Origin of the sequence: Pseudomaricurvus alcaniphilus, from assembly GCF_011440395.1 — a bacterium.
GTDB lineage: Bacteria > Pseudomonadota > Gammaproteobacteria > Pseudomonadales > Cellvibrionaceae > Pseudomaricurvus > Pseudomaricurvus alcaniphilus.
The window spans coordinates 149,172-173,309 of sequence record NZ_JAAOIX010000012.1 but is presented as its reverse complement, the minus strand read 5'-3'; the positions used below and the strand labels follow the sequence as shown (position 1 = coordinate 173,309).

Sequence of the window (24,138 nt, the reverse complement as noted above, 5' to 3'; positions counted from 1 at the left end):
GCGCGATAGCTCCGCATGGCCATCGGATAAAAGTGTGATTTATAAAATAATGTGGGTGTCTTGATTAAAAATAACTTGGGTGTCTAGATAATTGTTATGGGTGTCTAGATAATTTGAACCGGCAATATGCTTAAGAATCAATATACAGCTCAAAAATAGAGCTCCCCGAACAAATCCAAATGGGTAAGATACAAGCGCAAATCAAACTCGTATTGATGATACTGTGGCTCCATGTGGCGACACAGCTGATAGAAGCTTTTGTTGTGCTGTTTTTCCCGAAAGTGTGCCAATTCATGCACAACAATCATTCTTAAAAATTCTTCCGGGGCAATTCTAAACAGGCTTGCGATCTTTATTTCGTTAGCGGTTTTAATCTTTCTGCCCTGCACCCGAGCAATATAGTGATGCTGCCCCAGGGTATGCTGGATAACTTTGATCTTCGCATCATAAACCACGCGATTGAGCGGTTGCGCGTTACTCATGTACCGGTTTTTCAAGCTTATGGCGAAATCGTACAGCTGTTTATCGCTACGTACGTCATGGGTAGATGGGTACTTTTTGCGCAGAATGTCGCTCAGCCTGCCGTCAGCTATGACCTCCTGAACTTGCCTCAGAGTGTCTTCAGGGTAGCCGACGAGGTACTTAAGCTCGATCATTTTGGCTACCCTTTTTCAAATTACTTGCGGCGAATTACCGCTGAGCCAACGGAATTTCCAGCGCATTAATTTTCGCCTTGCCGTCTTGTATATTGAAGTCCGCGCTGTAACCCGTCGCCGTTTTCTGCAGGAAGCCGCGCTCAACCATACTGTCAATCATCACCGGAGTTTGCATCGCAACAATCTGCGCGAATTGCTCCTCTGGCATATTTGCGGCTTGTGGATTGGCCTTGAGCTGCGAAGACATAAACAAAGACGCTACCAAATCCACCACTTGCTCTTCGGCACTAACATTGCCATTGACCAGCATATACTCGAAGCCAAAAGTCTTATCTTCCAGCGTGTCCGGCAGGCTATCAATATCGATCACACCAGCGCGCGCATTACTGCTGAATTGACCTTCGGGCAAGGTACCGTGCAGACTGGTAATTTTGACCTCTGGATTAACCTGCAGTTGAGCCAGCAGATTTTGATTAAGCCACTGCCGGGTATTTGCCTGCAACTCTTCTGCCGGCAAACCAACGTTCGCTTGCGCGAATTCCCGGTAGGCTTTTACGAAGTCCGCACTGACACGGTTAATCTCAACATCCAACCCCAGATCCGAACCCTGATATTGATTGACTTCAAACGCCTTGAGGCCATAACTCACCTTGAAATCAGCCAGGGTTTTATCCGCAGAAACAACCGAGTTCGAAGTGACAAAAATACCATCCAACTTGCCATATTGCTGGGTCTCCATCTGGCTGACTTCAATATGAGCAATATCGAACCTGGCCGCAGAGTTATACAAGCCCTCCTCTATAGCGGCCAACCAGTCGCTTTCCATGGTCACATCCAGGCTGGCTTGCTGCAGTTTGAAATCGCTCCGATCAGACACCACCGTAAAACTATCAGCCACGCCTCGGTACGCGAGACCTTCCTTACTGGCCAGCCCCGTACCCTTCAGACCGCTAAACGAAAACTCAACCGTATTATCGCTATTCTGCGCGCTAAACATTGAAATCTGATCTTGGTAGTGGGTCTTACCCAAAAGATCGGTAGTACCTAAAAAGCGATAAAATGGCTGCTCCGCGGGCCATTCCAAGCGCCCGCGCAAAGCGTCACCCTGGATTACCACCAGCCAGTCTACCCATCCGAGGCCTGGCTGTTCACCAGTTAAGATTAGACCGTGCCCAGCATTGACGTCCAGCATAACCGCCAGTTCCGACATATCTTTCCAGGCTGGGCTGTCGGCATCAGCTCCAAATGCAGCCAGATCCGCCGTGAGCTTGATTTTGGCCTGGGTGCCAAACCAGCCTTGCGAGATTTCAACCAATTCAGCCTCATAGCCGGGGTGATCGCTAATCCGCGTAACTATTTCATGCAGTTGGGTGTCGATGGAGCTGGCAACGAACTTGGGAGCGACGGCCGCCACCAGTATGATAAGGGCAGCAATGCCCAGGCCGAGTTTTTTCATGCTGTATCCTTGGTTTTGTAGTAGTTCCTGTAAATCACTGACTGAGCGTAAGGATACACATTGCATCCATGCAACGACTATTGTGACACAAAGCTATTTCGCAATGAAATCAGCAATTATTCGCAATTGGTCGATTACTCCAAATACCACTTCGTATGCAGGTGTACCTTGTCCGACGCCAACGCGGCCTGCGGATCGAACCACTGGTAGCTGCCATGCTGGGCACAGGGCAGTTCCGACAGAGACAAGTCCAGCAGCAACTTGTAACCGAGCACCACATAGTGAGTTGAAAAATCAGTGCCGGTGAAGTTGTCAGGGTAATGATGCTCAAAGGGCCCCAAAAAGTCAGCCTGCTGCAACGTGCATTCAACCCCTAATTCGTCCTGGGTCAAACGCTTGAATGCCTGGTCAAAATGCTCATCCTTTAAAATCCGACCACCCGGCACGAACCAACTTCCCTGGGCAGGGCGGTTAAGCCGTTCGCCCAGGAGCACCTGGCCTGCGAGGTTATAAACCACCAGGTCCATGGAGATAAGCGGTGTATTGGCGATGATGGTCTTAAATGTGTCTATGGGTAATTTCAAAACGCACTCCTCAAGCGGTGACTTCCAGTCGGCTTAAACGTTTTTCCGGCATGAGCACTGCCCTTTCTGCGAATGCAACTTTCATCAGCAGCGTCCCTTGCCAGTATGAATCTACGAAAACTCTCGAAAGGGCAATAATGTATCTTGAGCTAACATGGGTGTCCATTTAACAATTGATGCAGCTAAACATGGGTGTCCATTTAAGAAGCACTAATTAAACCCGGAAAAAACCTGAAATCTGCCATAGACTAACAATCAAAGGACATTTCAGAGTAAACACACATGAACAAACCGCACCACGAGTTCGCGACAGAAGACCAAACGGTCATCAACAATTTCCTGTCGCGGGTGCCGCAAGAGGTCGCTGAAAGCTTTAACGAAGAACAACTCGCCCACATAAAAGCCGTATTTGGCGCCAAGACCTGGGGTAACCATAGCGTCGATTTGAGGGGCACGCTACGCATCCCCCTGGTGCCCAAACGCTTCTACTATGTCATTTTACTGGGCAAAAACCGCCGCCAACTGACGCGCTCAGAGCAGCAAATATCACTGCTCGCCAAGACCCTCGCCATCGGCACGGTATTACTGGTATCGGTCTTGACCGGATTACTGGTGCTTTATCTGATAAAGTCAGCTCTGGGTATTAACCTGTTCCCCAACTTTTCGCTCGGCATTTGGGGCTGGTTTAAAGGTCAGTTCTAAGCACATAGCCCCGGAAACCCGTCATGACTCACGCAGCAAAGACAAGCCAAACGGCAGATTTTCTGCAGTTTCTTAGCGATGCACGGACCTTTCTAACAGAAAACCGGGTTTCCAAACACCACCCTGACGTCAGGCATATCCGCACCGGCGTGGAAGACAACTATCGTGACGACCGCGGCCAGCCCGCGGTGTACCAGAAATTTGAAAGCACCCTCTATGAGGATGCTCGCAATCTGGTAACTTTGTGGCGCTTCTTTCCAGAGTATGAGAAAAGCCAACTGCGCCGCTACAACAGGTTGACCGCGATGGAGTTAAGCGGACTTACCGGCGATCACCATCCCATGGCAATCCTGGGTCGCTCACTGCTGGGTACTGCGGCGCTGTTGATGAGTGCTATTAGCGTCTGGTGGGGGTTGATAAGCCTGATTTCCGCCGATGATTCCGGCAACCTGTTTACCGAACTGCTGCACGGCCTGTTAGACCCAGCCTGGATCAACCGAATTGTCGGGGTGATTTGGCTCGCCGGTATGTATGTACTGATTTGGTACGTACTGCGCATGATTCGCAACCGCAGACAGGTGGCCTTCCTGTCGTCTCTAACACGGGCGCTCACCCTGTATTTGGACGATGAGTGAACCAGGGGCCGACCACGGTTTTACCAGCCCTATTTCAATAAATACCGTTGCCTGCTATCTATTACCGTTATAACCAACATCAATTGATCAAAAAATAATCCCGCCCCCATTTTCGCGCCGAGCTAGCATGGGTGTCCATATAAGAGCCCCGAGCTAACGTGGGTGTCCATTGAAGAGTCACATTGAAGAGTCTGGGTGTTTATTGAAGAGTTATTTCAATAAACACCGTTGCCTGCCACCCACTAACGCTATAACCAACATCAACTGATCAAAAAATAATCCCTCCGTCCCCATTTTCGCGGGGCCCAAAAACCCCCACCCTGATAACCCATTTGGGTCATACCTTTTCCGTCCCGCTGGGCTAGACTCGACCCATATAGAAAGTCTCACGCCACTATCAGCGCGCACTCCCGCGCCGGCGTAACGAATCCATAGGCCACTCGAATGCACAGAGCCTAGAACACCAGACCATAGCAGAAAGCGCTCACCAGGGAGGTTTGCTTTGCCTAGGGATCAGATCCGATCAACACTCGTCCTGGCTGCGGGGTGCCTGCTCGCCAGCCATGGCGCACTGCTGCAGGCGCAGTCGGCGGATGACACCGGCCCGGCGACCATTACCCGGGGGCCGTTTTCAATATTGCCGTTGCTGAGCGCCGAGGTGGCCTACGACGACAACATTTTCGAAAGCGCCAGCAACGAGGTGGACTCCTGGGTCACCTACGTCAAACCGTCCCTATCCACCGCGCTGGAAACCGGTGGCCAGCTCTACGCCCTCAGCTACAGCGGCGACTATGGCCGCTACCTGGACAGCAGCGACGATGACTACGAAGACCACAACTTCAACGCCGGCGCCGACCTCAACCTGGGCCTGCGCCACCACGTCCTGTTGAGCGCCAACTACGCCATGAACCACGAAGAGCGCGGCACAGGCTCCAGTGAAGGGTTTGACCCCGAGAACCCCTCCATCGACGCACCGCTGCAGGTCGACAAGACCCTGTATGAAGGCGAATACGCCTACGGCTCCCGCGGCTCTATCGGCCGCATCGTGCTGGCCGCCAACTACCTGGATGTCGCCTACCAGAACGAACGCGCCAGCACCCGTTATCGCGACTACGACAGTACCGGTGCCAGTGCGACCTTTTACTACCGGGCCCTGCCGGCCACCTCGCTGTTGTTTGAAGTGCGGGCCAGCAAAAACGCCTACGCGCTGGACCGCCCCGGCAGCGCCAGCCTCGACAGCCAGACCCGGCACTACCTGTTCGGCGCCACCTGGGACATCACCGAACTCACCAACGGCACCCTCAAGCTCGGCCATGTGCAGCGGGAATTTGATGACCAGGCCCGCGGCGACTTCTCCGGCTTCGACTGGGAGCTGGACATGCGCTGGTCACCGCGCAGCTACTCCCACGTGGATATCATTGCCGCCCGGGAAGAAGAGGAAGCCTATGGCGACGGCAACTTTATCGACGTGCGCCGCTACGAGATCCACTGGAACCACGACTGGACCGATCGCATCGGCACCAAAATTGACGCCAGCTACGTCGACGAAACCTTTATCGGTAACGATCGCGACGAACAGAGCATGGGCTATGGCATAGCCGTCAAATACCGCTGGCAGCGCTGGCTCTCCTTGCAGCTGGGCGCCAACTTCAGCGATCGCGACAGCAACCTGGAACGGCTGCAATACGATCGCACACTGTACAAGCTTTCCGTCAACCTCTCGCTGTAACGGGCCAAACCTCTATGATTTCCACACTTGCAAACAATCGGCTGGCGGCATTTTTTGCACGCCCACAACCACTGCAGCCAGGAAGACTCATCGCCCTGCTGCTGACCGCGCTGACGCTGTGGCTGGCAGCGGGCTCGGCCGGCGCCCTGGCGCAGCCATCGGACTCGCGCTACAAACTGGGCGCCGGCGACCACATTGTTATCCAGGTGTTTGGCGAGCCGGACCTGAGCATGAGCTTCGCCCTCAATGACAGCGGCAACCTCAACTACCCCCTGCTCGGCGAGCTGAACGTGGCCGGGTTAAGTGTGCTGGAGCTGGAGCAGTTGATCACCAAGGGCCTGCGCGGCGACTACCTGATCAACCCGGACGTGACCGTATCCATCGAAGAATACCGCCCTATTTTCATCAACGGTGAAGTGAAACGGCCCGGCGGCTTTCCCTACCAGCCCTCACTCACCATTGAAAAAGCCATCGCCCTGGCGGGTGGCTTTACCGAACGCGCCTCGCGCAGCCGTTTCACCCTGGTGCGCGCCAGCAACCCAAGCGAAACCCTCACCGGCATCCGCGGCAACGAACGCGTCCTGCCTGGGGATATCATCACCGTCGACAGAAGCTTCTTCTAATGAATGATTTTCGAGAATTTCCGCTGAGACAAACTCATATCCAGGAAGACTGGAACAGAGAAGAAGTCATCGACCTGCGCCAGTACTGGAACACCATCAACCGTAAAAAATGGCCCATTATGGGCCTCGCCGCGGTAGTGAGTGTGATCGCCATGCTGGTGGTGTCGGCCATGACCCCCATCTACCAGGCCACCAGCACCATCCTGATCGAATCCCAAAACGCCAACGTGGTTTCCATCGAGGAAGTCTACGGCCTGGATACCCGCGCCCAGCAATACTATGAAACCCAGTTCGAGATTCTCAAATCCCGGCCGCTGGCCGAGCGGGTGGTGGACAGCCTCGCCCTCACCAACCACCCCACCTTCAAACCGGAAGAAAAAAGCGGGTTCAACTGGCGCTCACTGCTGCCGTTCAGTTTGTCCGCCAGCACTCCCAGCGGCGACACCACAGCGCCCGACCCCGCCATCGCCGCCACCGGCGAGTATCTCGCCAACCTCAGCATTCAACCGGTGCGCAAAACCCAACTGGTGTACGTGAACTACCAGTCATCAGACCCCAGGCTCGCCGCCAATATCGCCAATGCCCACGCCACCGCCTACATCGAGAGCATGATGGATGCCCGGGTCGACATGACCCAGACCGCCGCCTCGTGGATGACCCGCCGGGTCGAAGACCTGAAGCAGGCGCTGGCAAAATCCGAGGCCAACCTGCAGGAGTTTCGCGAGCGGGAACGAATTGTCGATGTGGACGGGCTGCAATCCCTGCCCGCCAAAGAGATCGATGAGCTGAGCACCCGCCTGATCCAGGTGCGCAGCGAACTGTCCCGAGCCAAGACCGCCTACCTGCAGGTGCGCCAGTTGCAGAACGCCTCCGCCGCCGAACTGAGCTCCGTGCCCGCGGTCATGAGCGACCCGCTGGTGAAGAGCTTCCGCCAGGCCATTGCCAGTGCCGAGAGCAAAGTGGCAGAACTGAGCCGGCGCTACGGCCCCAAACACCCGAAGATGCTGGCCGCCCAAACCGAGCTGCTGGCCGCCAATGAAAACCTCGCCCGCCAAACCCGCAGCGTCATGGAGTCGATCAAGACCCACTACGAAGACGCGTTAAACCTGGAAGAGGAAATCAGCGCGGCCCTGACCGCCGCCAAAGGCAACTACCACGATATTGGCCGCAAGGAATCCCAGTTCCGCGCCCTGCAGCAAGAAGTGGAAAGCAACCGCGCCCTGTACGACATGTTCTACAACCGCATCCGCGAAACCGCGCAAACCGATGACCTGAAGTCGGCCAACGCCCGCATCATCTCCCCGGCCATCACACCCACCAACCCCATCAAGCCGAAGAAAAAGCTGATCGTGGTGCTCGCCTTTATGGTCAGCCTCATGGGTGGCGTGGCCGCCGCCTTCCTGCTGGAAGCGCTGGACAACACCATCAAGAGCGTCCAGGACGTGGAAGAAAAAATCAAACAGCCGCTGCTGGGCATGGTGCCGCTGGTCAAAATGAAGGGCAAAGAGTCATCCGCAGGCCACCTGTTTTTTGACAGCAAGCAGCACGGCTTCAGCGAGGCCATACGCACCGTGCGCACGGGCATTTCCCTCACCAGCCTGGACACCCCCTACAAAACCATCCTGGTGACCTCCTCGGTTTCCGGCGAGGGCAAGAGTACCACCGCGGTCAACCTGGCCTACGCCTTCGGCCAAATGGAAAAGGTCCTGCTGATCGACGCCGATATGCGCCGCCCCAGTATTGGCAAGGAATTCAGCATCGCCCGCAACCACGCCGGCCTGTCCGAGCTGGTGACCGGCAACGCCACCCTGGAAGAGGCCATAGTGCACCTGGAAGACGAGCAGATCGACGTACTGGTGGCCGGCCTGATACCCCACAACCCGCTGGAGCTGCTGTCATCGCGCAAGCTCAACAGCACCCTGAAATCCCTGCGCGCCGAATACGACCGCATCATTATCGACTGCCCGCCGGTACTGCCGGTGAGCGATGCCCGGGTGCTCTCCACCCTGGCAGACGCCGTGGTCTATGTGGTGAAAGCCGACGCCACCTCGCGCAACCAGATCAAGGTTGGCCTCGACCACCTCAACACCATCAACGCCCCCATTACTGGCGTGGTGTTGAATCAACTGGATATCCGCAAAGCCGAAAAATACAGTGACTATGGCTATGGCAAATACTACGAGTCCTATGAGTCGCAACCAGCCTAAGCCGGAACAGACACTATGATTGATCTCCACTGTCACTATTTGCCCGGCATAGACGATGGCGCCGGCACCATGGAAGAAGCCCTGGATTTGGCCCGGGCCTCGGTGGCCAATGGCATCCACTGCGCCATTATGACCCCGCACCTGCACCCGGGCCGGCACGACAACACCAAGGCCGGCATCGCCCGCCACACCACCAACTTCCGCCGCGCCCTGAAGCAGGCGGGCATCCCGCTGCACATCGGCTTCGCCGCAGAAGTGCGACTGGGCGCGGAGACCCTGTCACTGGTGGAAAGCGATCAGGTGCCGTTTTTGGGCGAGCTGGACGGCTACAAGATCATGCTGCTGGAATTCCCCCACAGCCACATGCCCCCCGGCGCCGACAACCTGGTGCAACGGCTACTGGACCACAAGATCCGGCCGATTATTGCCCACCCGGAGCGCAACAAGGACGTGATGCGCAACGTCGATAAAATCACCCCCTTTATTGAAATGGGCTGCATCCTGCAACTGACCGCCGCCTCCGTGGCTAACCGCTTTGGCGACAAAGCGTACCAGCGGGCCATCCAGCTGCTGCAGTGCGGCGCGCCGATCGTACTGGCCACCGACGCCCACAATCTCAACGGTCGCGCCCCCATGCTGAGGGAAGGCCTGGAGGCCGCCACCGCCATTGTCGGCCACAAGGCGGCGGATGACATGGTCAATCGGCTGCCACTGTCCATCGTCCGGTCGCAATTTAAAAAGCAGCCGGCCGCAGCGCCGCAGCCGATCGCGCCCCCTACAGCAGCCCCGAAGCCAGCGCCAACTCCAAACCCGGCGGCAACTGCGAACCCGGCGGCAAGCGCGCCGCCACCCTACCGGCCAAGCGCTCCGGCGGGCAATGAAAATGCCGCCCCCCAGGCGGATTTCGAGCAGAGCTTCCACGCCATCTCCGACAATGAACTGCAGTACCGAATCCAGCGGCAAATCGATGCGGCCCTGCCCGGCGCCATTGAGAAGTTTCTCCAAGACAAGCTGCTGCTCGACCTGGAAAAAGAACTGCTCCCGAGCATGCGCCGCAGCTTTGGCGATGGCCTGCAACTGGACCTCGCCCGGCGCCTGCAGCAAGCGCTAACCATGGATGTGCGCAGCAGCATAATCGCCGGCATCATCCAGGACGCGCGCAACGAGGCCTACCAGGAATTCAGGAACCGCTTCAAACACACACTGCAAAAAAGCCTGGTGGAAGAACTGATCGGCCTGCTCAAGCTGGTGGACAACTACGAGGACACCAGCGGCCTGATTGCACACCTGCAGCAAGTCACCTATGAAACCCACTAGCCAACGCACTCGCGGGTCATCGGCACTGCCAACCACGCGCAAATCACCGGCGGTCATCGGCGCCGTGGTGTTGCTGATGCTGTTGCTGGGCTACAAGCTCACCAGCGCGGTGCAAGAAGGCATGGCCTGGCTCTACGCCCTGCCCGCCAGCCAGCTGATGGACGATTGGCAGCGCAGCGCCAACGCCCTGGAAGACGCCGGTGCCGAAACCACTTTCGTACCGCCACCCGAACAATGGCAAGCGGTGTTGCACAACTCGGTGCGCGCCCAGGCCCTCGCCCCCGGCAACCCGGTCTATTACGCCAACCTGGGCCGGCTTTACGATTTCAAACTGAACGACAAGAGCCTCACCGTCGAAGACATCGAGGCGCTGGGGCGAGAAACCCTCTACCACCACCAGCAGGCCGCCAAACTGAGGCCGACCTGGGCTTACTACTGGTGGGATATCGCGCTGGCCGAATACCGGCTGTTTCACTTCCACAGCCCCATCTACCAGCAGGCCCTGCAGAATGTCGCCAAATACGGGCCCTGGTTTTACGACGCCCAGTTGTTCGTCACGGAATTGAGCCTGGAAACCTGGCAGTCACTGGAACCAGCGACCCAAGAAAGCGCCCTGCTCACCATCGACCGCGCCCTGCCGCGCCAGCCAAAACCCATCCTCGACCTGGTGCGGCAATACAACGGCTGGCCCCTGCTCTGCACCGGCGCGGTTACCGACCGCTACCCGGCCATTAAAAACGCCTGTTTAGAACACGGGCTTTGATGGCCACTCAGGTTTTAGCTTGATCACAATCAATCACTGCGACGCCACTGATCCTTAAGTTCTATTGCGCGTGCAGCGCTTTTGCCGTTTTGATAAGTGTATAGCGCCAGGTAGCTCGGGGCATGGGGGGGAACCTGCAGCAGCAGCGAAATCTCAGAGGCGACGCCGGGCTTTAATTTCCAACGGCTGTGTTTGGCCGGCGCTTGAATAACAGCGCCGTCAATGGCTTTGATCTCCACGTAAGCATCACTGGCCACGGCGCCCTCAAAGTGCAACAGCACTTCTAACTGCTCCGGCTGCTCCGCCGAGTTAATCCGGTAGTAGGTATTGATGCCCGACATACGCTTGTTGATGGGCGGTGCGCCCCCCTGCCAGATACCTTCTAACTGGCCCGCCTCCCGGGCGTAGGGAATATCGCCCTCCCCCGCGTAAACCGGGACGAGGGCGACACAAAGCAGCGTGCCCAGCGCGAGTCGTCTCACTACATTCAGCGGGCGTCGCAGTGAATCAAAAAACAACATGCTGGCCATAATCAAGCCCTAACAATCAATCCCTAACAACCGAGCCCTAATAGATCCGGCCCAGCACCGGCTTGTAGCCACAGGCGCTGCCCTTGGGTATGACATCGGGCTCCCAGACATGAAACAACACCGAGTAGGTCTGCCCGGCAGTGACGTCAATTTCGCCATAGTAGTTGCTTTGGTCAGGACCACTGTAATCCCAAACATGAACGTCTGCCCCGGCGTCATCACGCACACTAAAGCTCGAGGACTGGATACTGAACTCATGTCCAAGCCCGTTTTCCACTCGCAGGGCAACGCCGCCGGTAAACGCGGGGGTAAAACTGAAACGCCGGCTCATACCGAGGCCGTTGTGACTGTTGGCGCCCTGCAAGTTGTGATTGATGCAAAATGAAGGCGCATTGGCAGTTATCACCACGGCCGGCTTATTGGCAGCAGGGGCTGATGGGCTATTGACCGCCAGGGGTAGATAAATCTTCTCGAGATCATTTGCGCCGGTCGTTGCCTCACCCTGGTTAACTGTCGCACTGATCGCCGGGTCCGCCGCCGTGCCGGCTGGCAGAGTGCCGAACGGGTCCGATGTCTTGATGTTAGCCACCGTCATCAGCTGGTCGACACTACCAGCAACGTCAGGGTTAGCACTCAAGTAGTTGTGCAAGAACGCAAACACGGTGGCCGAGTGAACATTGTTTTTCAGTTCAGATACCGCGTTAAAGAAAGCGGGAACGCCCTTGCCAGGCAGCTTGCCAATACCGTAGAGCAGGTGGATGTTGGCGGCTTCCGAATAAAAACCATTGGGATGGCTCGCGGCAACGGGCAGGTTCAAATCGATACAATAGGTATCGGTCTGCTTCAAGCCAGAGGCATCACAGTAGATATTGCTTTCGGCAAGCAGCCCACCCAGTGCGGTACCGTAACCCTCGCCAAACGCCAGGCTGGCATCCTTGAATTCACTATCGCTGTGTGACCCACCAGGGCTGTCGGAAAACGCCAACTGCGCTTGCAAATAGTGGCCAAACTCATGCCCCAGCACCCCGCGATCGAACTCGTCCGTATCCACATCCGCCTTGCCCAGAACGTAGATACCCGGTGCCAAACCGCTGGCATCGTAGTGGGTTGTATCGATCTGGCCTTTGGCCCTGTCACCGCTAACGGCGATATTCTTGCCCGACCAGTAGAGGTTTAACTCCGGCAGCTCGAGATTGGGGTTGGCACTCTCCAGCGCCTTGACCGAGCTTTTCACAACCCGGAGGATCGAGAAAGCCGCGGACTGGCGCATGGCTTCACTGGTCACATGCCCGGCTTCGTCAAAGCCGATCTTGGCGCGCAGGTCAATAGTGTTACTGCTGCCGGCGTCAGTCAGCGTGGTCACATAGCTCGACTTCACCTGGTACAGCGAGCGCGGCTGACTGCTGCTGGTATTGTCCCGCACCCAGAAATTGTATTGCGGGCCCACACCGGGCGTGGTGCGCTGCTTTTGCAAATGGGCTTTCACCACAATCGCCACATCCGTGGCCGCCGGGGCATTGGCAAACTGGTAGGCACCGGCATCGTCGGTGGTCGTGGTCGCCAGCACCGTGCCATTGCGGTCCACCAACTCCACAGTGACGCCCGCGACGTTAAAGATTTCCAGGTCCGCCGCCTTGTAGGAATGCGCGCCGGTGGTATTGCTCAAAACGCCGGGCGCCTCAGCGCTAATATGGCCATGAACCGTGCTGCTGCCGGTGACCGCAGTCGCAGTCGCAAAACTCATGCTGCGACTCTGTAGCATCGGCGCCGGGGCATTGAAATCTACCACCTCGATTGGGACCGTGATTTCCACCCGCTCCCCATCCATCACTACCAGGTCGGCCGTGCCTTCCGGCTGAGGAGGGCACTGGGCATAGAGCAGGTCCAGCTCTGAATCACTGTGGCTGGTGTGTGTATGCTGCAAATCGCGCAGCCGGCAGCGCTCTCCGCCCAGGGTAATATTCAACCGCAGTGACAGGTGCTTGCCCACAACATCGAACAACGACCGCTCATTGGCCTGGATTTTGGTGAACGCCTCCCCTACTGCGGCATCGGGATGATCGGCGTGCACATATTCCACTTGCGATAGCAGCGGCGCCAGCAGGATCTCATGATGCAACTCATGAAACTCATCATCTGAGCCGATGTTTTTGGCGAGCCGATCATTGAGGTGAGCATTTTCCAGCGCATCCAACAGGGCACTGCGGATAAACTCGTCATCGAAGAAACCGTTATTGGCGATGCCGCCACTCAACAGGTCGATGGCATCAATCACTGAGCTGGACGCCATGTCCGCTTGCAGCTGGGAAATGGCCGCCAGCATCGCGCCGTAACGATCCTGCGGCCGGCCATTGTTCTTGTGGAAATTCATGTCCCGCGGCTCAGTAGCCACAAGGTCGGTGCCCTGCAAGCCAAACGCCGCGGCCAGGTTGGCCAGCAGCGCCAGGAAATCCGCGGCCACATCGAGGCCGTATATTTCGAGCTCTCGCACCACCAGTTCAGTGAGCGGTGTGACAGAGACCGAGGACTTCTTGCCGCTAATATCGGCGTAGGTGCGCAACATTACCGCATCCTGCTGCTCGCCGCTGGCCTGGTCGGTATACTGACCACCTTCACATTGCACCAACACCCAGTGCAGATCGGCGGGCAACTTCTTGAACATAACCGAGCCGCGGTGAGTCTGCAGCGGCCCCGCCAGCACCTCATTGGTGTCTTTATCTCGTATCGTACAGCTGCCGTCGTCAACCGGCGCCAGTGTGTAATGCACAGTGACATTGCTGGTGGCGGGTTTTGCCTGGACTTGGAATCCGCACAGCATAAGCACCAAAGTCATCACCAGAAAAAAAACACCGCGCCCGTATGCGGGGCGATTTGCAACTTCCGTTTGTATTTTCATTTTTCCATTCCCTGTTTTAAGCCCAAAGTGACGAGCACAGTGACGATAAGGGACCGGGTCCGCTGCGTCAAAACAGGAGGCGACAACTTGCTATATTAGATGCCATTATTAAATTACACTTTTACTACGCTACCGTTACCAGCACACCAAGCGCCACGGCCCGGGAGTACGCACAAGATGAAGTACTGTTACCGAATATGCCTGTTACTACTGCTCGGCCTCTCAAGCCAGCACCCCGGTGCGCAGGGGTTGGTCTCCACAGAAAAACAAAAGCCGGCCACACCAACCGCGCCGGTGATTACCGACCGCGCCGGCAACACACTGGGGCTCTATGGCGGCATGACCAGCATCCGGGGGCTGGCGGGTTACGAACCGGGGGTGCTGCTGATCACGGACGGTGGCGATATGATTGGCGCAACCCTCAGCGGTCACATTGCGCTGCTGGAGCGGCTCTATTTTACCGAACCAGACTGCCGCGGCCGGCGCTTCTTTCATCCGCAATTGACCGGGGCCACACTCAGCTACCCGTTTCCCGGCAGCATCGGTCAATCACCCCATTCCGGCGAACTGCTGCAGATCGAGAAATACAGCGCCATGCAAACTGTGTCGCTAAAATCCATGTTTAGTCTCAGCAACAACTCCGCAGACTGCATCAATACCGAACTCAAGCTAAAGGCCTGGCCACTGCTGCCCGTTACCCAACAGCAGGCCAAACAAGCCGCCCATATTGACGGCAGCCCCATCGGCGTTATGGCCGAGCTGCCGGCTAAAAAGCGCGAGCAGCGCCGGGCCAAAAAACAACAACAGGCGCCACAGGATATGCGCACAACCGTAGACCAGGCTGAATGCTCCCCCGCCTGCCTGGTGAAGGATCTCGGCAATGGGGTTTGCGACGTTGACTGCTACCTGGCGACGTGCAACTATGACGATGGCGACTGTGACTCCCTGGATCAGGAAGTCATTCTCGAACTGCAACAGAGTCGGTGCGCGCCCGGGTGTGAATTAGTTGAGATTGGCGACAGTTTTTGCGATACAGCCTGCAATAATAGCCAATGTAGTTTTGACGGAGGGGATTGCTCCGACCTTGATTAACTCCTGAGGAGAAAATCAAATGGATAACTACATTTCGGCAACAAGAAAACTACTATTGCTTTTGTTTTTTATCTCGTTTTCCCATATGAGCGCAGCGGTTTGCGTGCAAGCCAATCTCGCCGGCATCTGGTACCTGAACGGTTTTTCCGGTGATACCCTGGAATCCTCCTTTTTAGAAACGGATTTCTGCAAAATCAAAATCAATGCCAGCGGTTCCATCCTTGGCAACGCCTCCTCCTGCAAAGCCCGAGTCCCTGAGGGCGTGTTCACCGTCAACCTGACCGGCGGCAACCTCAACCTCAATGCCGGCTGTCGCATCACTGGCCGCATCAACTATTGTGACCCCGAGTTACAGCAGTGTGGTTTCGCGATCCGCATCGACCAGGCACAACTCGACCGCGGCAAAACGGTTATGTCCATCTCGGGGTTTGACAGCACCGACACCGAAGCCGTGGTGCATTTTGTGGGGATTAAACGCTAGCGGTTAATAACGAGCAGCGATAACCAGGCTGGCTGGAAGGGGCTTAACTCAGCCCCGAAAATCATCCTGGTGACGCAGGAACCAGCGGTAGGTGACGCGCAGGCCATCCTCCAGGCCGATGCGGTAGCGCCAGCCCAGGTCCGCCAGGCGGTCGACACTCATCAGTTTGCGCGGCGCGCCGTCGGGCTTGCTGCTGTCAAACACCAGCTTGCCCTCGTAACCCACCACCCGCGCCATGGTTTCGGCCATTTCGCGGATGGTGCAGTCTTCGCCGGTGCCCACGTTGATGTGGGAGAGCATGGGCTGGGTGTTGGCCTCGTAAGTGGCGCGGTCGAGATTCATCACATAGATGCTGGCGGCGGCCATATCGTCCACGTGCAAAAACTCGCGCTTGGGTGTGCCGCTGCCCCACACCACCACCTCCGGTGCGTCCGCCAGTTTGGCCTCGTGGAAGCGCCGCATCAAGGCCGGGATAACGTGGGAGTTCTCGGGATGAAAATTGTCGTTCTCACCGTAGAGATTGGTGGGCATAACACTGCGGTAATTGCGACCGTATTGACGGTTGTAAGACTCGCACATCTTGATGCCGGCAATCTTGGCGATGGCGTAGGGTTCGTTGGTGGGCTCCAACTGGCCGGTGAGCAGGGCCGTCTCGCGCATGGGTTGCTCAGCCAGTTTCGGGTAGATGCAGGATGAGCCTAGGAACAACAGGTCATTGACACCGGCGCTGTGGGCGGCGTGAATGATATTGCACTCCAGCACCAGGTTCTGGTAGATAAAGTCCGCCGGGTAGGTGTTGTTGGCGTGAATGCCACCCACCTTGGCCGCGGCCAGGTACACCTGGTCAATCTGCTCGCTATTAAAGAAGTCGGCCACTGCGGCCTGGTTCAACAGGTTGAGCTCACTGCGCTCGCGCAGCACCAGTTCCACCCCGCTTTGGATCTGCAACTGGCGCACCAGTGCCGAACCCACCATGCCATTGTTGCCGGCGACAAAAATTCGTTTCTTAGCCATAGTCAGTCAGTCTGCATCCATCAAGCGGAAAAAGATCACTCCACCGCCACGTTCACATGAAACCCGTTGGCGCGCAACAGCGAGTGCTGGCGGGCAACTTGTAGATCTGACTGCACCATCTCGGCACACATTTCCTCGACCGTGATCTCCGGCTCCCAGCCCAGCTTCTGCTTGGCTTTGGTGGGGTCGCCCAACAGGGTCTCCACCTCGGCGGGGCGGAAATATTCCGGGTCAACCTTGACGATCACATCACCGGGCGCGATACCCGGGCACTTGTCACCGCTAACCCGGGTGACGACTGCCTGCTCATCAACCCCGGTGCCGCTGAACTTGAGGGTAACCCCCAGCTCCTGCGCCGCCATGGTGACAAACTGGCGCACGGAAATCTGCTTGCCGGTGGCAATCACAAAATCTTCCGGCTGCTCCTGTTGCAGCATCATCCACTGCATGCGCACATAGTCTTTGGCATGGCCCCAGTCGCGCAGCGAATCCATATTGCCGAGATACAGGCACTTTTCCAGCCCCTGGGAAATATTGGCCAGGGCCCGGGTAATCTTGCGCGTAACAAAGGTTTCACCACGGCGCGGCGATTCATGGTTAAACAGTATGCCGTTGCAGGCATACATACCGTAAGACTCGCGGTAGTTAACCGTAATCCAGTAGGCGTACATTTTTGCCACTGCGTAAGGTGAACGGGGGTGAAACGGGGTGGTCTCTTTCTGCGGTATTTCCTGCACCAGGCCATACAATTCCGAGGTGGAGGCCTGGTAGAATTTGGTCTTCTTCTCCAGCTTTAAAAAGCGGATGGCCTCCAGCAGGCGCAAGGTGCCTAGCGCATCGGTATCGGCTGTGTATTCCGGCGCTTCAAACGACACGGCCACGTGGGACTGGGCACCGAGGTTATACACCTCGTCGGGCTGTACTTCGCTGAGAATGCGGGTCAGGTTGGAGGAGTCCGTCAGGTCACCGTAGTGCAGGTGAAAGTTGACATTGCCGTCGTGGCGATCCTGGTAGATATGATCAACCCGCTCGGTGTTGAACATGGAAGAGCGGCGCTTGATGCCGTGCACTTCGTAGCCCTTCTCCAGCAGGAATTCAGCCAGGTAAGAACCATCCTGCCCGGTTACTCCGGTGATTAACGCCACTTTTTTATTCGGTTGCATGCTCACTCACTCTCCAGGATCCCCGCTCTCCAATAGCGGAGAATTCGAATCGTTGTAATGAAATCTTGGCTATGAGTGTATGAATTTACATCTGTAGATACATGAACCATTTGGCCTACGCTAGACCTGGATATTTGCCTCTGCCACATCGGCTTCCGCTGAGACCAGGCGCAGCAATTCCTGCTCAAATGCGGCCAGAATATTGTCCTGGTTGAGATACTCTTCTGCATAGCGCCGGGCAACGGAGTTTACGGCTCTGGCGCCAGGGCTACTGACTTGCCGGCGCTCGATACTGGCATAGATCATATCGCTCAAGGCAGAGATAAAAGCGGGCGGATTCTCGGGCTCCACCAGGGTGTAAATGCGCGGGTGCATTTTTGCCAGGCGCCCGAGCTCTGTCTCCGCCTCGGCGGTCACCAGCGCGTGGCCACCGGCGGCGAGAATATTAGTCAGCTTGGAGGGCAACACCACATCCGCGGCACCCTTGCGCTGCACCACCAGGTGAATATCGGCCATAGCCAGCAATTGGGGTACGCGACTCCAGGGCTGCAGCGGTTCGAAGAACACGTTGTCAAGATTCAGGCTTTGGGCCTGGGCTTGCAACCGTTCCAGGTTACCACCGGCACCGACCAGGACAAACTTGATCTCCGGTCGGTTGCGCAATGCGCCGGCGGCCTCCAACACAATCTCTAGCCCTTGCTTTTGGCCCAAGTTGCCGCTGTAAAGCACCACCTGGTCATTGGCAGCAAAACCCCACTCCGCCCGCAGAGCGTCACCACTGGTAGTGGCGTTGATAAAATCCGTATCCGACCAGTTGGGTAATAAATAGAGCGCGTCTTCTGCGGCCCCCTTTTGGCGGGCATTTTCCAGCATGCTGAGAGAGATACTGGAGACCACGTCAAATTTCCGAATCAGCCAATTATCAATGCCCCGCACCAAGCCCTCTACCCTGCCCAGATTCATCATGCAGAGCCCCAACATGGCGTCGACTTCAAAATCCTGGATATGAAGTACCGTTTTGGCGCCAGTGAGCTTGCCCAACATCAATGCGCCTGGCTTACAAAACGAGGTGGGCTCCATAACGATAATGACATCAGGTTTCCAGAACCACTTTCTTAGCAAGACAAAGAGGCTGGTAAAGGCAAAACTGATCAAATGCAGGAGGCGAGTCAGGGTGTGGGGCTTGCTGGGCACATAGATCGGGCAGCGATGAACGGCAACGCCATCGATATCTTCCTTCTGATACCACCAGACCCGGTAGGACTTATTGACTTTCCATTCCGGGTAGTAAGGCGGCGCAACAACGGCGTGAACCTCATGGCCCTGGCTGGCCAGCCAACTGCCCAGCTCGCCAGTGTATTTGCCGACACCGGTAAGTTCGGGAGAGTAGTTCAAACCATAGAGTAGTATCTTCACGGGAGCGTCGTCCTGAATTACTGAATCCTTTATGTGGACTCATTACATCAAATTCGGCAATAAAAAGGCCACGCTGTCGAGATTACCTATATAGTTCAATGATTTCGTGTACCAAACAGGCTACAAATAGTATCAAAACAAATGAAGCGGGTTATCGAAGCGATAGTCCGGTTAGCACCTCTAATCGAGCAATACGTTCATTATTATCCGAAGCGCCAGACAGGATCTTTTCTGCTTCAAATACTCTTAAGTCTACCAAAGATCTGTACCAATACCCCTGAAAAAAATGGAACGCAAAACCTCGCACCCCATCCAGAAATCCCAGACGAACAAAATAACGATATAGAAAATAGAGTAAGGGCCTTATGAATACTGGAAGTCGGTTGTACACTCCTTCCTTGACCACGCGTTTTATCTTCGCCTGCGAACTCTCCTGATTAGACTTTAAAGCGTCGTCAGAAGAAAAAAGCAGATATTTTCGATCCAGGATATCTATCATTTCTCTGTCTGCGTACTTATTATGCTTATCTGTCCACCAGCGAGTATTGTTTAAATTATCGTCGACTATATGGCCATTAAGCTGCGCGGTTATACCTGTACCACTTAAGACTATATGCTCATCCATCCAACGATTTTCAATTCGGCCCTGACCTGTCCGCCAAATTCGCATTAAATTTAGAGGGTATACAGCACCGCGTTTTATCCAGCGCCCGAGAAAAAAATATTTTCGACGAATATAGAATCCTGCAACCCCATTTGACACTTCGGCAAGCTTCCGCGGCAATTCATCTATCAAATCTTGCTCAATATATTCATCCGCATCCATTCTCATGACCCATTCAGTGTCTATTGGACAATTATCCAGCCCCCACTGAAATTGATCAGCATAATTTTTCCATGCTCTCTGAAATACTTTAGCCCCGAGTGATTCACATATATCAACCGTTTTGTCCGAGGAAAAAGAGTCCACAATAAAAATGTTCTTAGCGATGGGTTTTAGACTGCGAACACATCGTTCAATATGGATCTCTTCGTTATAGGTTAAAACAACCACACTAAGCATGAGAATGCTCCCACATTAGCTCAATTGCATAAAGAGCATCGTCAGCCTCAATACTAAGACCGTAATCAACCGCAGTTAAATTCTCATCAAGAGATATAATTTTATCGGTAGCCAGAATAATTCTATATCTCGTTACAGCGACCAGCAAAGAAATTGCCCAAAAAGCTGAAGACCTAGACAAAAACCCTACATTATTTTTTGCATCAAATCTCCTAACAAAATTTTTATTTTTTCGAAACGCTTCTAGAACCTGAATCACATAACCACGATGAAATGGCGAAAACACAGACTCTATAGGATTAACCATAAATTCTCTAAACTGGGAATAGGATAAAACATTGAGATTAGTTTGGTATAAACCAACTCGTCCGTTGGTTTCATTTTTTGCTATTTCATTAACAGAATCTAAATATCCTGACACTCCCCACTGTTCAATTTTTCCCGATTGCTTTATGGATTCGAGAGCATCAAATAAGTCATGGCTTAAAACCCAATTAGCTGCAGGCTCATGGATATACAGGCGATGTAGAGAGTCTAGTCTAAGCTCTTTTAAAGATTTATCTAGACTATTCAGCAAAAGATTCCTGTCAATAATATTGCTATTTTGATATTTAACCTCTAGCGATCCAGGTACATTTTTTTTAATAAAAGGCCTAACGATAGGCTTAGCGAAGGAGAAATATTTAGCTCTTCGAGAAGGTAAAACCCCAAATTTTGTTGAAATTAAAACACCTTCTTTCTTAAACAAAACCTTGCCGATCAATGCTTCGGCCTCGCCATAACCATACGACCGCGCGACATCATAATGACGAATACCTTTCCCGTAAGCATGCTCCAAAATTCTGGTAGAATCCGACCTTCCATACCGCCCTAACATCGAGGCGCAACCAAGACCAACCTTATCAATATACATTTTCACCACTCATAACTTTTGCACTTAGCAATGCACCCAATCTTTTTGCCAATACTACTAAAAGAAAAGTGGGATTGGCTTGGCTGGATGTAGGGAAAACCGCTGAGCTCAGCACATATAAACCATCGTAGCCAAACACCTGAAGATCGCTGTCAACAAAGCCATCTTTTTTACTCTCAGCCATACGAGTGGTACCAATCTGATGAATACCATCTTGGCATTTTTTTTTCATCAAATTTTTAAGCTCTTTCTCATCGTCAGAAAAATATTCTAATCGACCTATTCCTAATTCAACCAAGTATTTCTCAAGCAACTTGTGAGTTCTAAGTACCGACTCGCAATCCGTATCTGAAAAGCTATACTTTATTTCAAAATAATCTTTTTCATTTTTTATAATCTCATTATCTAATCGAGGCTCTTGCTCAGAGTGGAAATGAAGTGCATATTTCCCACCGGGTGAAAATAAGAAGAACCCCGGTATTTTCCTTCTAAAAACATATCGCTTAAAAAAAAATGGTACTGCAAAAAATATAACGGATGGAAAACCCGTAAAAACATTACGAATATGCGCCTTATATAAACACTTCTGCGCACCAAGCAAAGCTTTGCGAATAGATGGTGGCGCTAAAAATCTTGAGAGGATAGGCACGGAAAACAAAAGGTACACAAATGATAAAATTGCGTTGCCATGCTTGTGGTCATATAAAGGCAGGTTATCGACCCAAAGCGCGCAATTTAATAATTTATTATCTAATACATGCTTCGCAGTGGGCTGGAACCGCCACCTCGTATAAACCTCACCATCCTTACGAAACCCATAATCTACCGAGGCAGGCTGATTAAAGATAATATTAGCAATTTTTCCTGACAGATGTCCCTGATAGCATTTACCAAGGAGAGGGAACGCCTCATTTCTCATTGAATTAATTGCTAGCTTTGTAGAGCCTAACCCACCAGCAGCAACTACACATATCTTACATACTATCGCTGACTGTGATTCTTTTGATGATATTAATCTATACCCATCCGAAACCGACTCAATTCTGGCTACATGAAACCCTCCAATTAGAGTCACATTTTCCCACTTACCTATAGCTTTCATGCGCGACTGTATACGAAGAGGCAAGCTCCATCTTTCAAGTTTAGTAGTAGTAAAACCATGCTCTTGGACTGTACAGGCGCTTTCTCGAACAGCACTAAATTCAGGATTGCCAATCTCTAAAAACTCACATGCTTTAGAATAGAAGGGCTTTAAATCGCTCTTGGTTATGGGCCACTTTGCATTTATATAGCTTCTATCTATAAAATCTATGTCGTCGTAGTCAACACAACGCCCGCCCCATGTTTTTGAAGTCCCTCCAAAGACTGCATTGCTACACTCCCTTAAAGGGTGATGATTCTCTGTGACTGTATCCTTGCTATCAACTCTCTCAGTTTCGCTGCCGCCATAAAATACTGCGATTCTAATACCAGGTACACGGACAATTTCCTCTAGAAGTGCATTAGCTGCGATCCCCGCACCAACAATGCCAATATCAAACATTGCTGTCATCAGAAAATACCTTTCTATGTTTAATCATTACCGCGGGGTTGCCTGCATAAACCCCCCAAGCGGCCGCGTCTTTTGTTAACACAGCCCGGGCACCAACAACCGCCCCTTCGCCTACAGCACTACCGGGGCATATAAATGCATCAGCACAGATCCAAGCATTAGCGCCAATGGTAATTGGTGCCAAAATCAGCGGGTGAAGCGGGTCGTTGTAATCATGTGTGCTTGCACACATGTGGACTCCTTGACTGATAATGGCATTGGAACCAATTTTTATAACCCCCTGATTGTAAATCTTCACACTTGGCCCCAACGTCGCTCCGTTCCCCACCGCAAGATTGGAAGGTAACCAGACACTAGCTGTTGGATAAACGAGAACATTGGCGCCTACCCTAGCGCCAAAACATCGAAGTAAAGTGCGGCGAAACCCAAATAGCGGCGGAGGGCTCCATCTAAAAAATGTACTATATATTAGCCCCCAAATAACCCTAACCGCCTTATTGCGAAGACTAAATACAGGTGAGTGTAAGCTAGATTTTTTCTTGACCACAACTATCAAGCCTCGCAGCAAACAATATATTGAGTTAACTTCCGGAGACGCCTATAAACATACCGCTTGATCACTAATCTAGCCATCTGCTGCTGCAAAAATTGAAATAGCTGGCAATATACACCAGAAACTATTTATTAAATTTCGTTTCAAATTACTACCGTTAGGCTCTGTGAGCGATCAAGGGCTTTAACTGTTGAAAACAAACTTTTGTTTACTTTTCAAATATAACAAATACTTTAATTCTTCATTTAGATTTTCTTGGCGGAAGCCGCAACCTCATGAAACTAAATAACTCCTAGACCAAACATACTATCAATCGCTAATCTGCAAGTTCGAAATGCCGACTTCGTACCAGTTAGCTTCTCTGAAAATTGTATAAGTTGACTACAGAGCGAGCAGCCCCCCATAAAGATAATAGCTACTGCACTCCAGTGAAACTTGCTAATCAATAGCACAACACTAGACGAGTTAAATCTCGCTACAAGTAACAGCGGGATTCACATGCTAGACCGCACAAGCAATAAGATGGTCTAATGCTGAACCACAGCATCAAAAAACGCATTTTAGTATAATGACAGGCTCAGTAAGATTTACTCGCTTGCCATTTTTTGGGATCAATCAATGCTTCAAAGATATGCAATACGCTATACATCTTATCGTGCCATCGAGGCAACTTCCCAGCGTACTTACCCATTCCAATCAGTTCGGCCAAACAATTTAAGTCATAAGCCAATATTGTCACGAAGCCATTACCCCAAATACCGAAGCCGTATAAACTATCGACAATAAAAACTGC

21 protein-coding genes are annotated in these 24,138 nt (G+C 53.4%); 9 read left to right on the top strand and 12 right to left on the bottom strand.

Annotated features, from left to right (window positions below):
* Positions 1-149: 149 nt before the first annotated feature.
* The 3 genes from G8764_RS20045 to G8764_RS20035 form a co-directional block, all read right to left on the bottom strand.
* Positions 150-656, bottom strand: a complete 507-nt coding sequence (locus tag G8764_RS20045; RefSeq protein WP_166167313.1) for a M48 metallopeptidase family protein — start codon at positions 654-656, stop codon at positions 150-152.
* 34 nt (positions 657-690) lie between these two features.
* On the bottom strand, positions 691-2,112 hold the full coding sequence (locus tag G8764_RS20040) for a DUF945 family protein (RefSeq protein WP_166167310.1): 1,422 nt from the start codon (positions 2,110-2,112) through the stop codon (positions 691-693).
* A gap of 134 nt (positions 2,113-2,246) precedes the next feature.
* Positions 2,247-2,696 (bottom strand): GDP-mannose mannosyl hydrolase, encoded by a 450-nt coding sequence (locus G8764_RS20035; protein WP_279538478.1) that lies wholly within the window; start codon positions 2,694-2,696, stop codon positions 2,247-2,249.
* 282 nt (positions 2,697-2,978) lie between these two features.
* Here G8764_RS20035 and G8764_RS20030 point away from each other — a divergent pair, with 282 nt between their 5' ends.
* The 7 genes from G8764_RS20030 (at position 2,979) to G8764_RS20000 (ending at position 10,672) form a co-directional block, all read left to right on the top strand.
* Positions 2,979-3,398 carry a 3-phosphoshikimate 1-carboxyvinyltransferase gene (locus G8764_RS20030; protein WP_166167307.1) on the top strand — a complete coding sequence of 140 codons (420 nt, stop codon included), beginning with the start codon at positions 2,979-2,981 and terminating at the stop codon, positions 3,396-3,398.
* Positions 3,399-3,421: 23 nt separating this feature from the next.
* Positions 3,422-4,033: a hypothetical protein gene (locus G8764_RS20025; RefSeq protein WP_166167304.1), complete on the top strand. Its 612-nt coding sequence runs from the start codon at positions 3,422-3,424 to the stop codon at positions 4,031-4,033.
* Positions 4,034-4,535: 502 nt separating this feature from the next.
* On the top strand, positions 4,536-5,762 hold the full coding sequence (locus G8764_RS20020; protein WP_166167301.1) for an outer membrane beta-barrel protein: 1,227 nt from the start codon (positions 4,536-4,538) through the stop codon (positions 5,760-5,762).
* A 14-nt stretch (positions 5,763-5,776) separates the two neighbouring features.
* On the top strand, positions 5,777-6,385 hold the full coding sequence (locus G8764_RS20015) for a polysaccharide biosynthesis/export family protein (RefSeq protein ID WP_166167296.1): 609 nt from the start codon (positions 5,777-5,779) through the stop codon (positions 6,383-6,385).
* Positions 6,385-8,592: a GumC family protein gene (locus tag G8764_RS20010; protein WP_166167293.1), complete on the top strand. Its 2,208-nt coding sequence runs from the start codon at positions 6,385-6,387 to the stop codon at positions 8,590-8,592. The genes G8764_RS20015 and G8764_RS20010 overlap by 1 nt, the downstream gene beginning before the upstream one ends.
* A gap of 15 nt (positions 8,593-8,607) precedes the next feature.
* Positions 8,608-9,909, top strand: coding sequence for a tyrosine-protein phosphatase (locus G8764_RS22370; protein ID WP_207951992.1), 1,302 nt, complete (start codon positions 8,608-8,610; stop codon positions 9,907-9,909).
* On the top strand, positions 9,896-10,672 hold the full coding sequence (locus G8764_RS20000; RefSeq protein WP_166167290.1) for a hypothetical protein: 777 nt from the start codon (positions 9,896-9,898) through the stop codon (positions 10,670-10,672). The genes G8764_RS22370 and G8764_RS20000 overlap by 14 nt, the downstream gene beginning before the upstream one ends.
* A 29-nt stretch (positions 10,673-10,701) precedes the next feature.
* On the opposite strand, the gene G8764_RS19995 is transcribed toward G8764_RS20000, so the two are convergent.
* Both G8764_RS19995 and G8764_RS19990 read right to left on the bottom strand, forming a co-directional pair.
* Positions 10,702-11,202 carry a hypothetical protein gene (locus G8764_RS19995; protein WP_166167287.1) on the bottom strand — a complete coding sequence of 167 codons (501 nt, stop codon included), beginning with the start codon at positions 11,200-11,202 and terminating at the stop codon, positions 10,702-10,704.
* Positions 11,203-11,239: 37 nt separating this feature from the next.
* Entirely contained in the window at positions 11,240-14,098 is a 2,859-nt protein-coding gene (locus tag G8764_RS19990; RefSeq protein WP_166167284.1) for an SdrD B-like domain-containing protein, read from the bottom strand.
* 177 nt (positions 14,099-14,275) lie between these two features.
* On the opposite strand from G8764_RS19990, the gene G8764_RS19985 reads away from it, so the two are divergent.
* Positions 14,276-15,190: an LNR domain-containing protein gene (locus G8764_RS19985; RefSeq protein WP_166167282.1), complete on the top strand. Its 915-nt coding sequence runs from the start codon at positions 14,276-14,278 to the stop codon at positions 15,188-15,190.
* 19 nt (positions 15,191-15,209) lie between these two features.
* The gene (locus G8764_RS19980; RefSeq protein ID WP_166167279.1) at positions 15,210-15,671 is read left to right on the top strand and encodes a hypothetical protein; all 462 of its coding nucleotides are present in this window, start codon (positions 15,210-15,212) and stop codon (positions 15,669-15,671) included.
* 48 nt (positions 15,672-15,719) lie between these two features.
* On the opposite strand, the gene fcl is transcribed toward G8764_RS19980, so the two are convergent.
* The 7 genes from fcl to G8764_RS22365 form a co-directional block, all read right to left on the bottom strand.
* Positions 15,720-16,685, bottom strand: a complete 966-nt coding sequence (fcl, locus tag G8764_RS19975) for a GDP-L-fucose synthase (protein WP_166167276.1) — start codon at positions 16,683-16,685, stop codon at positions 15,720-15,722.
* A 35-nt stretch (positions 16,686-16,720) separates the two neighbouring features.
* Positions 16,721-17,848 (bottom strand): GDP-mannose 4,6-dehydratase, encoded by a 1,128-nt coding sequence (gmd, locus tag G8764_RS19970; protein ID WP_166167273.1) that lies wholly within the window; start codon positions 17,846-17,848, stop codon positions 16,721-16,723.
* A 120-nt stretch (positions 17,849-17,968) separates the two neighbouring features.
* Complete coding sequence (locus G8764_RS19965; protein ID WP_166167270.1) at positions 17,969-19,264, bottom strand: WcaI family glycosyltransferase; 1,296 nt, start codon at positions 19,262-19,264, stop codon at positions 17,969-17,971.
* A gap of 151 nt (positions 19,265-19,415) precedes the next feature.
* On the bottom strand, positions 19,416-20,327 hold the full coding sequence (locus tag G8764_RS19960; protein WP_166167267.1) for a glycosyltransferase family 2 protein: 912 nt from the start codon (positions 20,325-20,327) through the stop codon (positions 19,416-19,418).
* Positions 20,320-21,240, bottom strand: coding sequence for an aldo/keto reductase (locus tag G8764_RS19955; RefSeq protein ID WP_166167264.1), 921 nt, complete (start codon positions 21,238-21,240; stop codon positions 20,320-20,322). Before G8764_RS19955 ends, G8764_RS19960 begins: the two co-directional genes overlap by 8 nt.
* Positions 21,230-22,792, bottom strand: coding sequence for a GMC family oxidoreductase (locus G8764_RS19950; RefSeq protein WP_166167261.1), 1,563 nt, complete (start codon positions 22,790-22,792; stop codon positions 21,230-21,232). The genes G8764_RS19955 and G8764_RS19950 overlap by 11 nt, the downstream gene beginning before the upstream one ends.
* Positions 22,776-23,090 (bottom strand): LbetaH domain-containing protein, encoded by a 315-nt coding sequence (locus G8764_RS22365; protein ID WP_207951991.1) that lies wholly within the window; start codon positions 23,088-23,090, stop codon positions 22,776-22,778. Before G8764_RS22365 ends, G8764_RS19950 begins: the two co-directional genes overlap by 17 nt.
* Positions 23,091-24,138 lie beyond the last annotated feature (1,048 nt).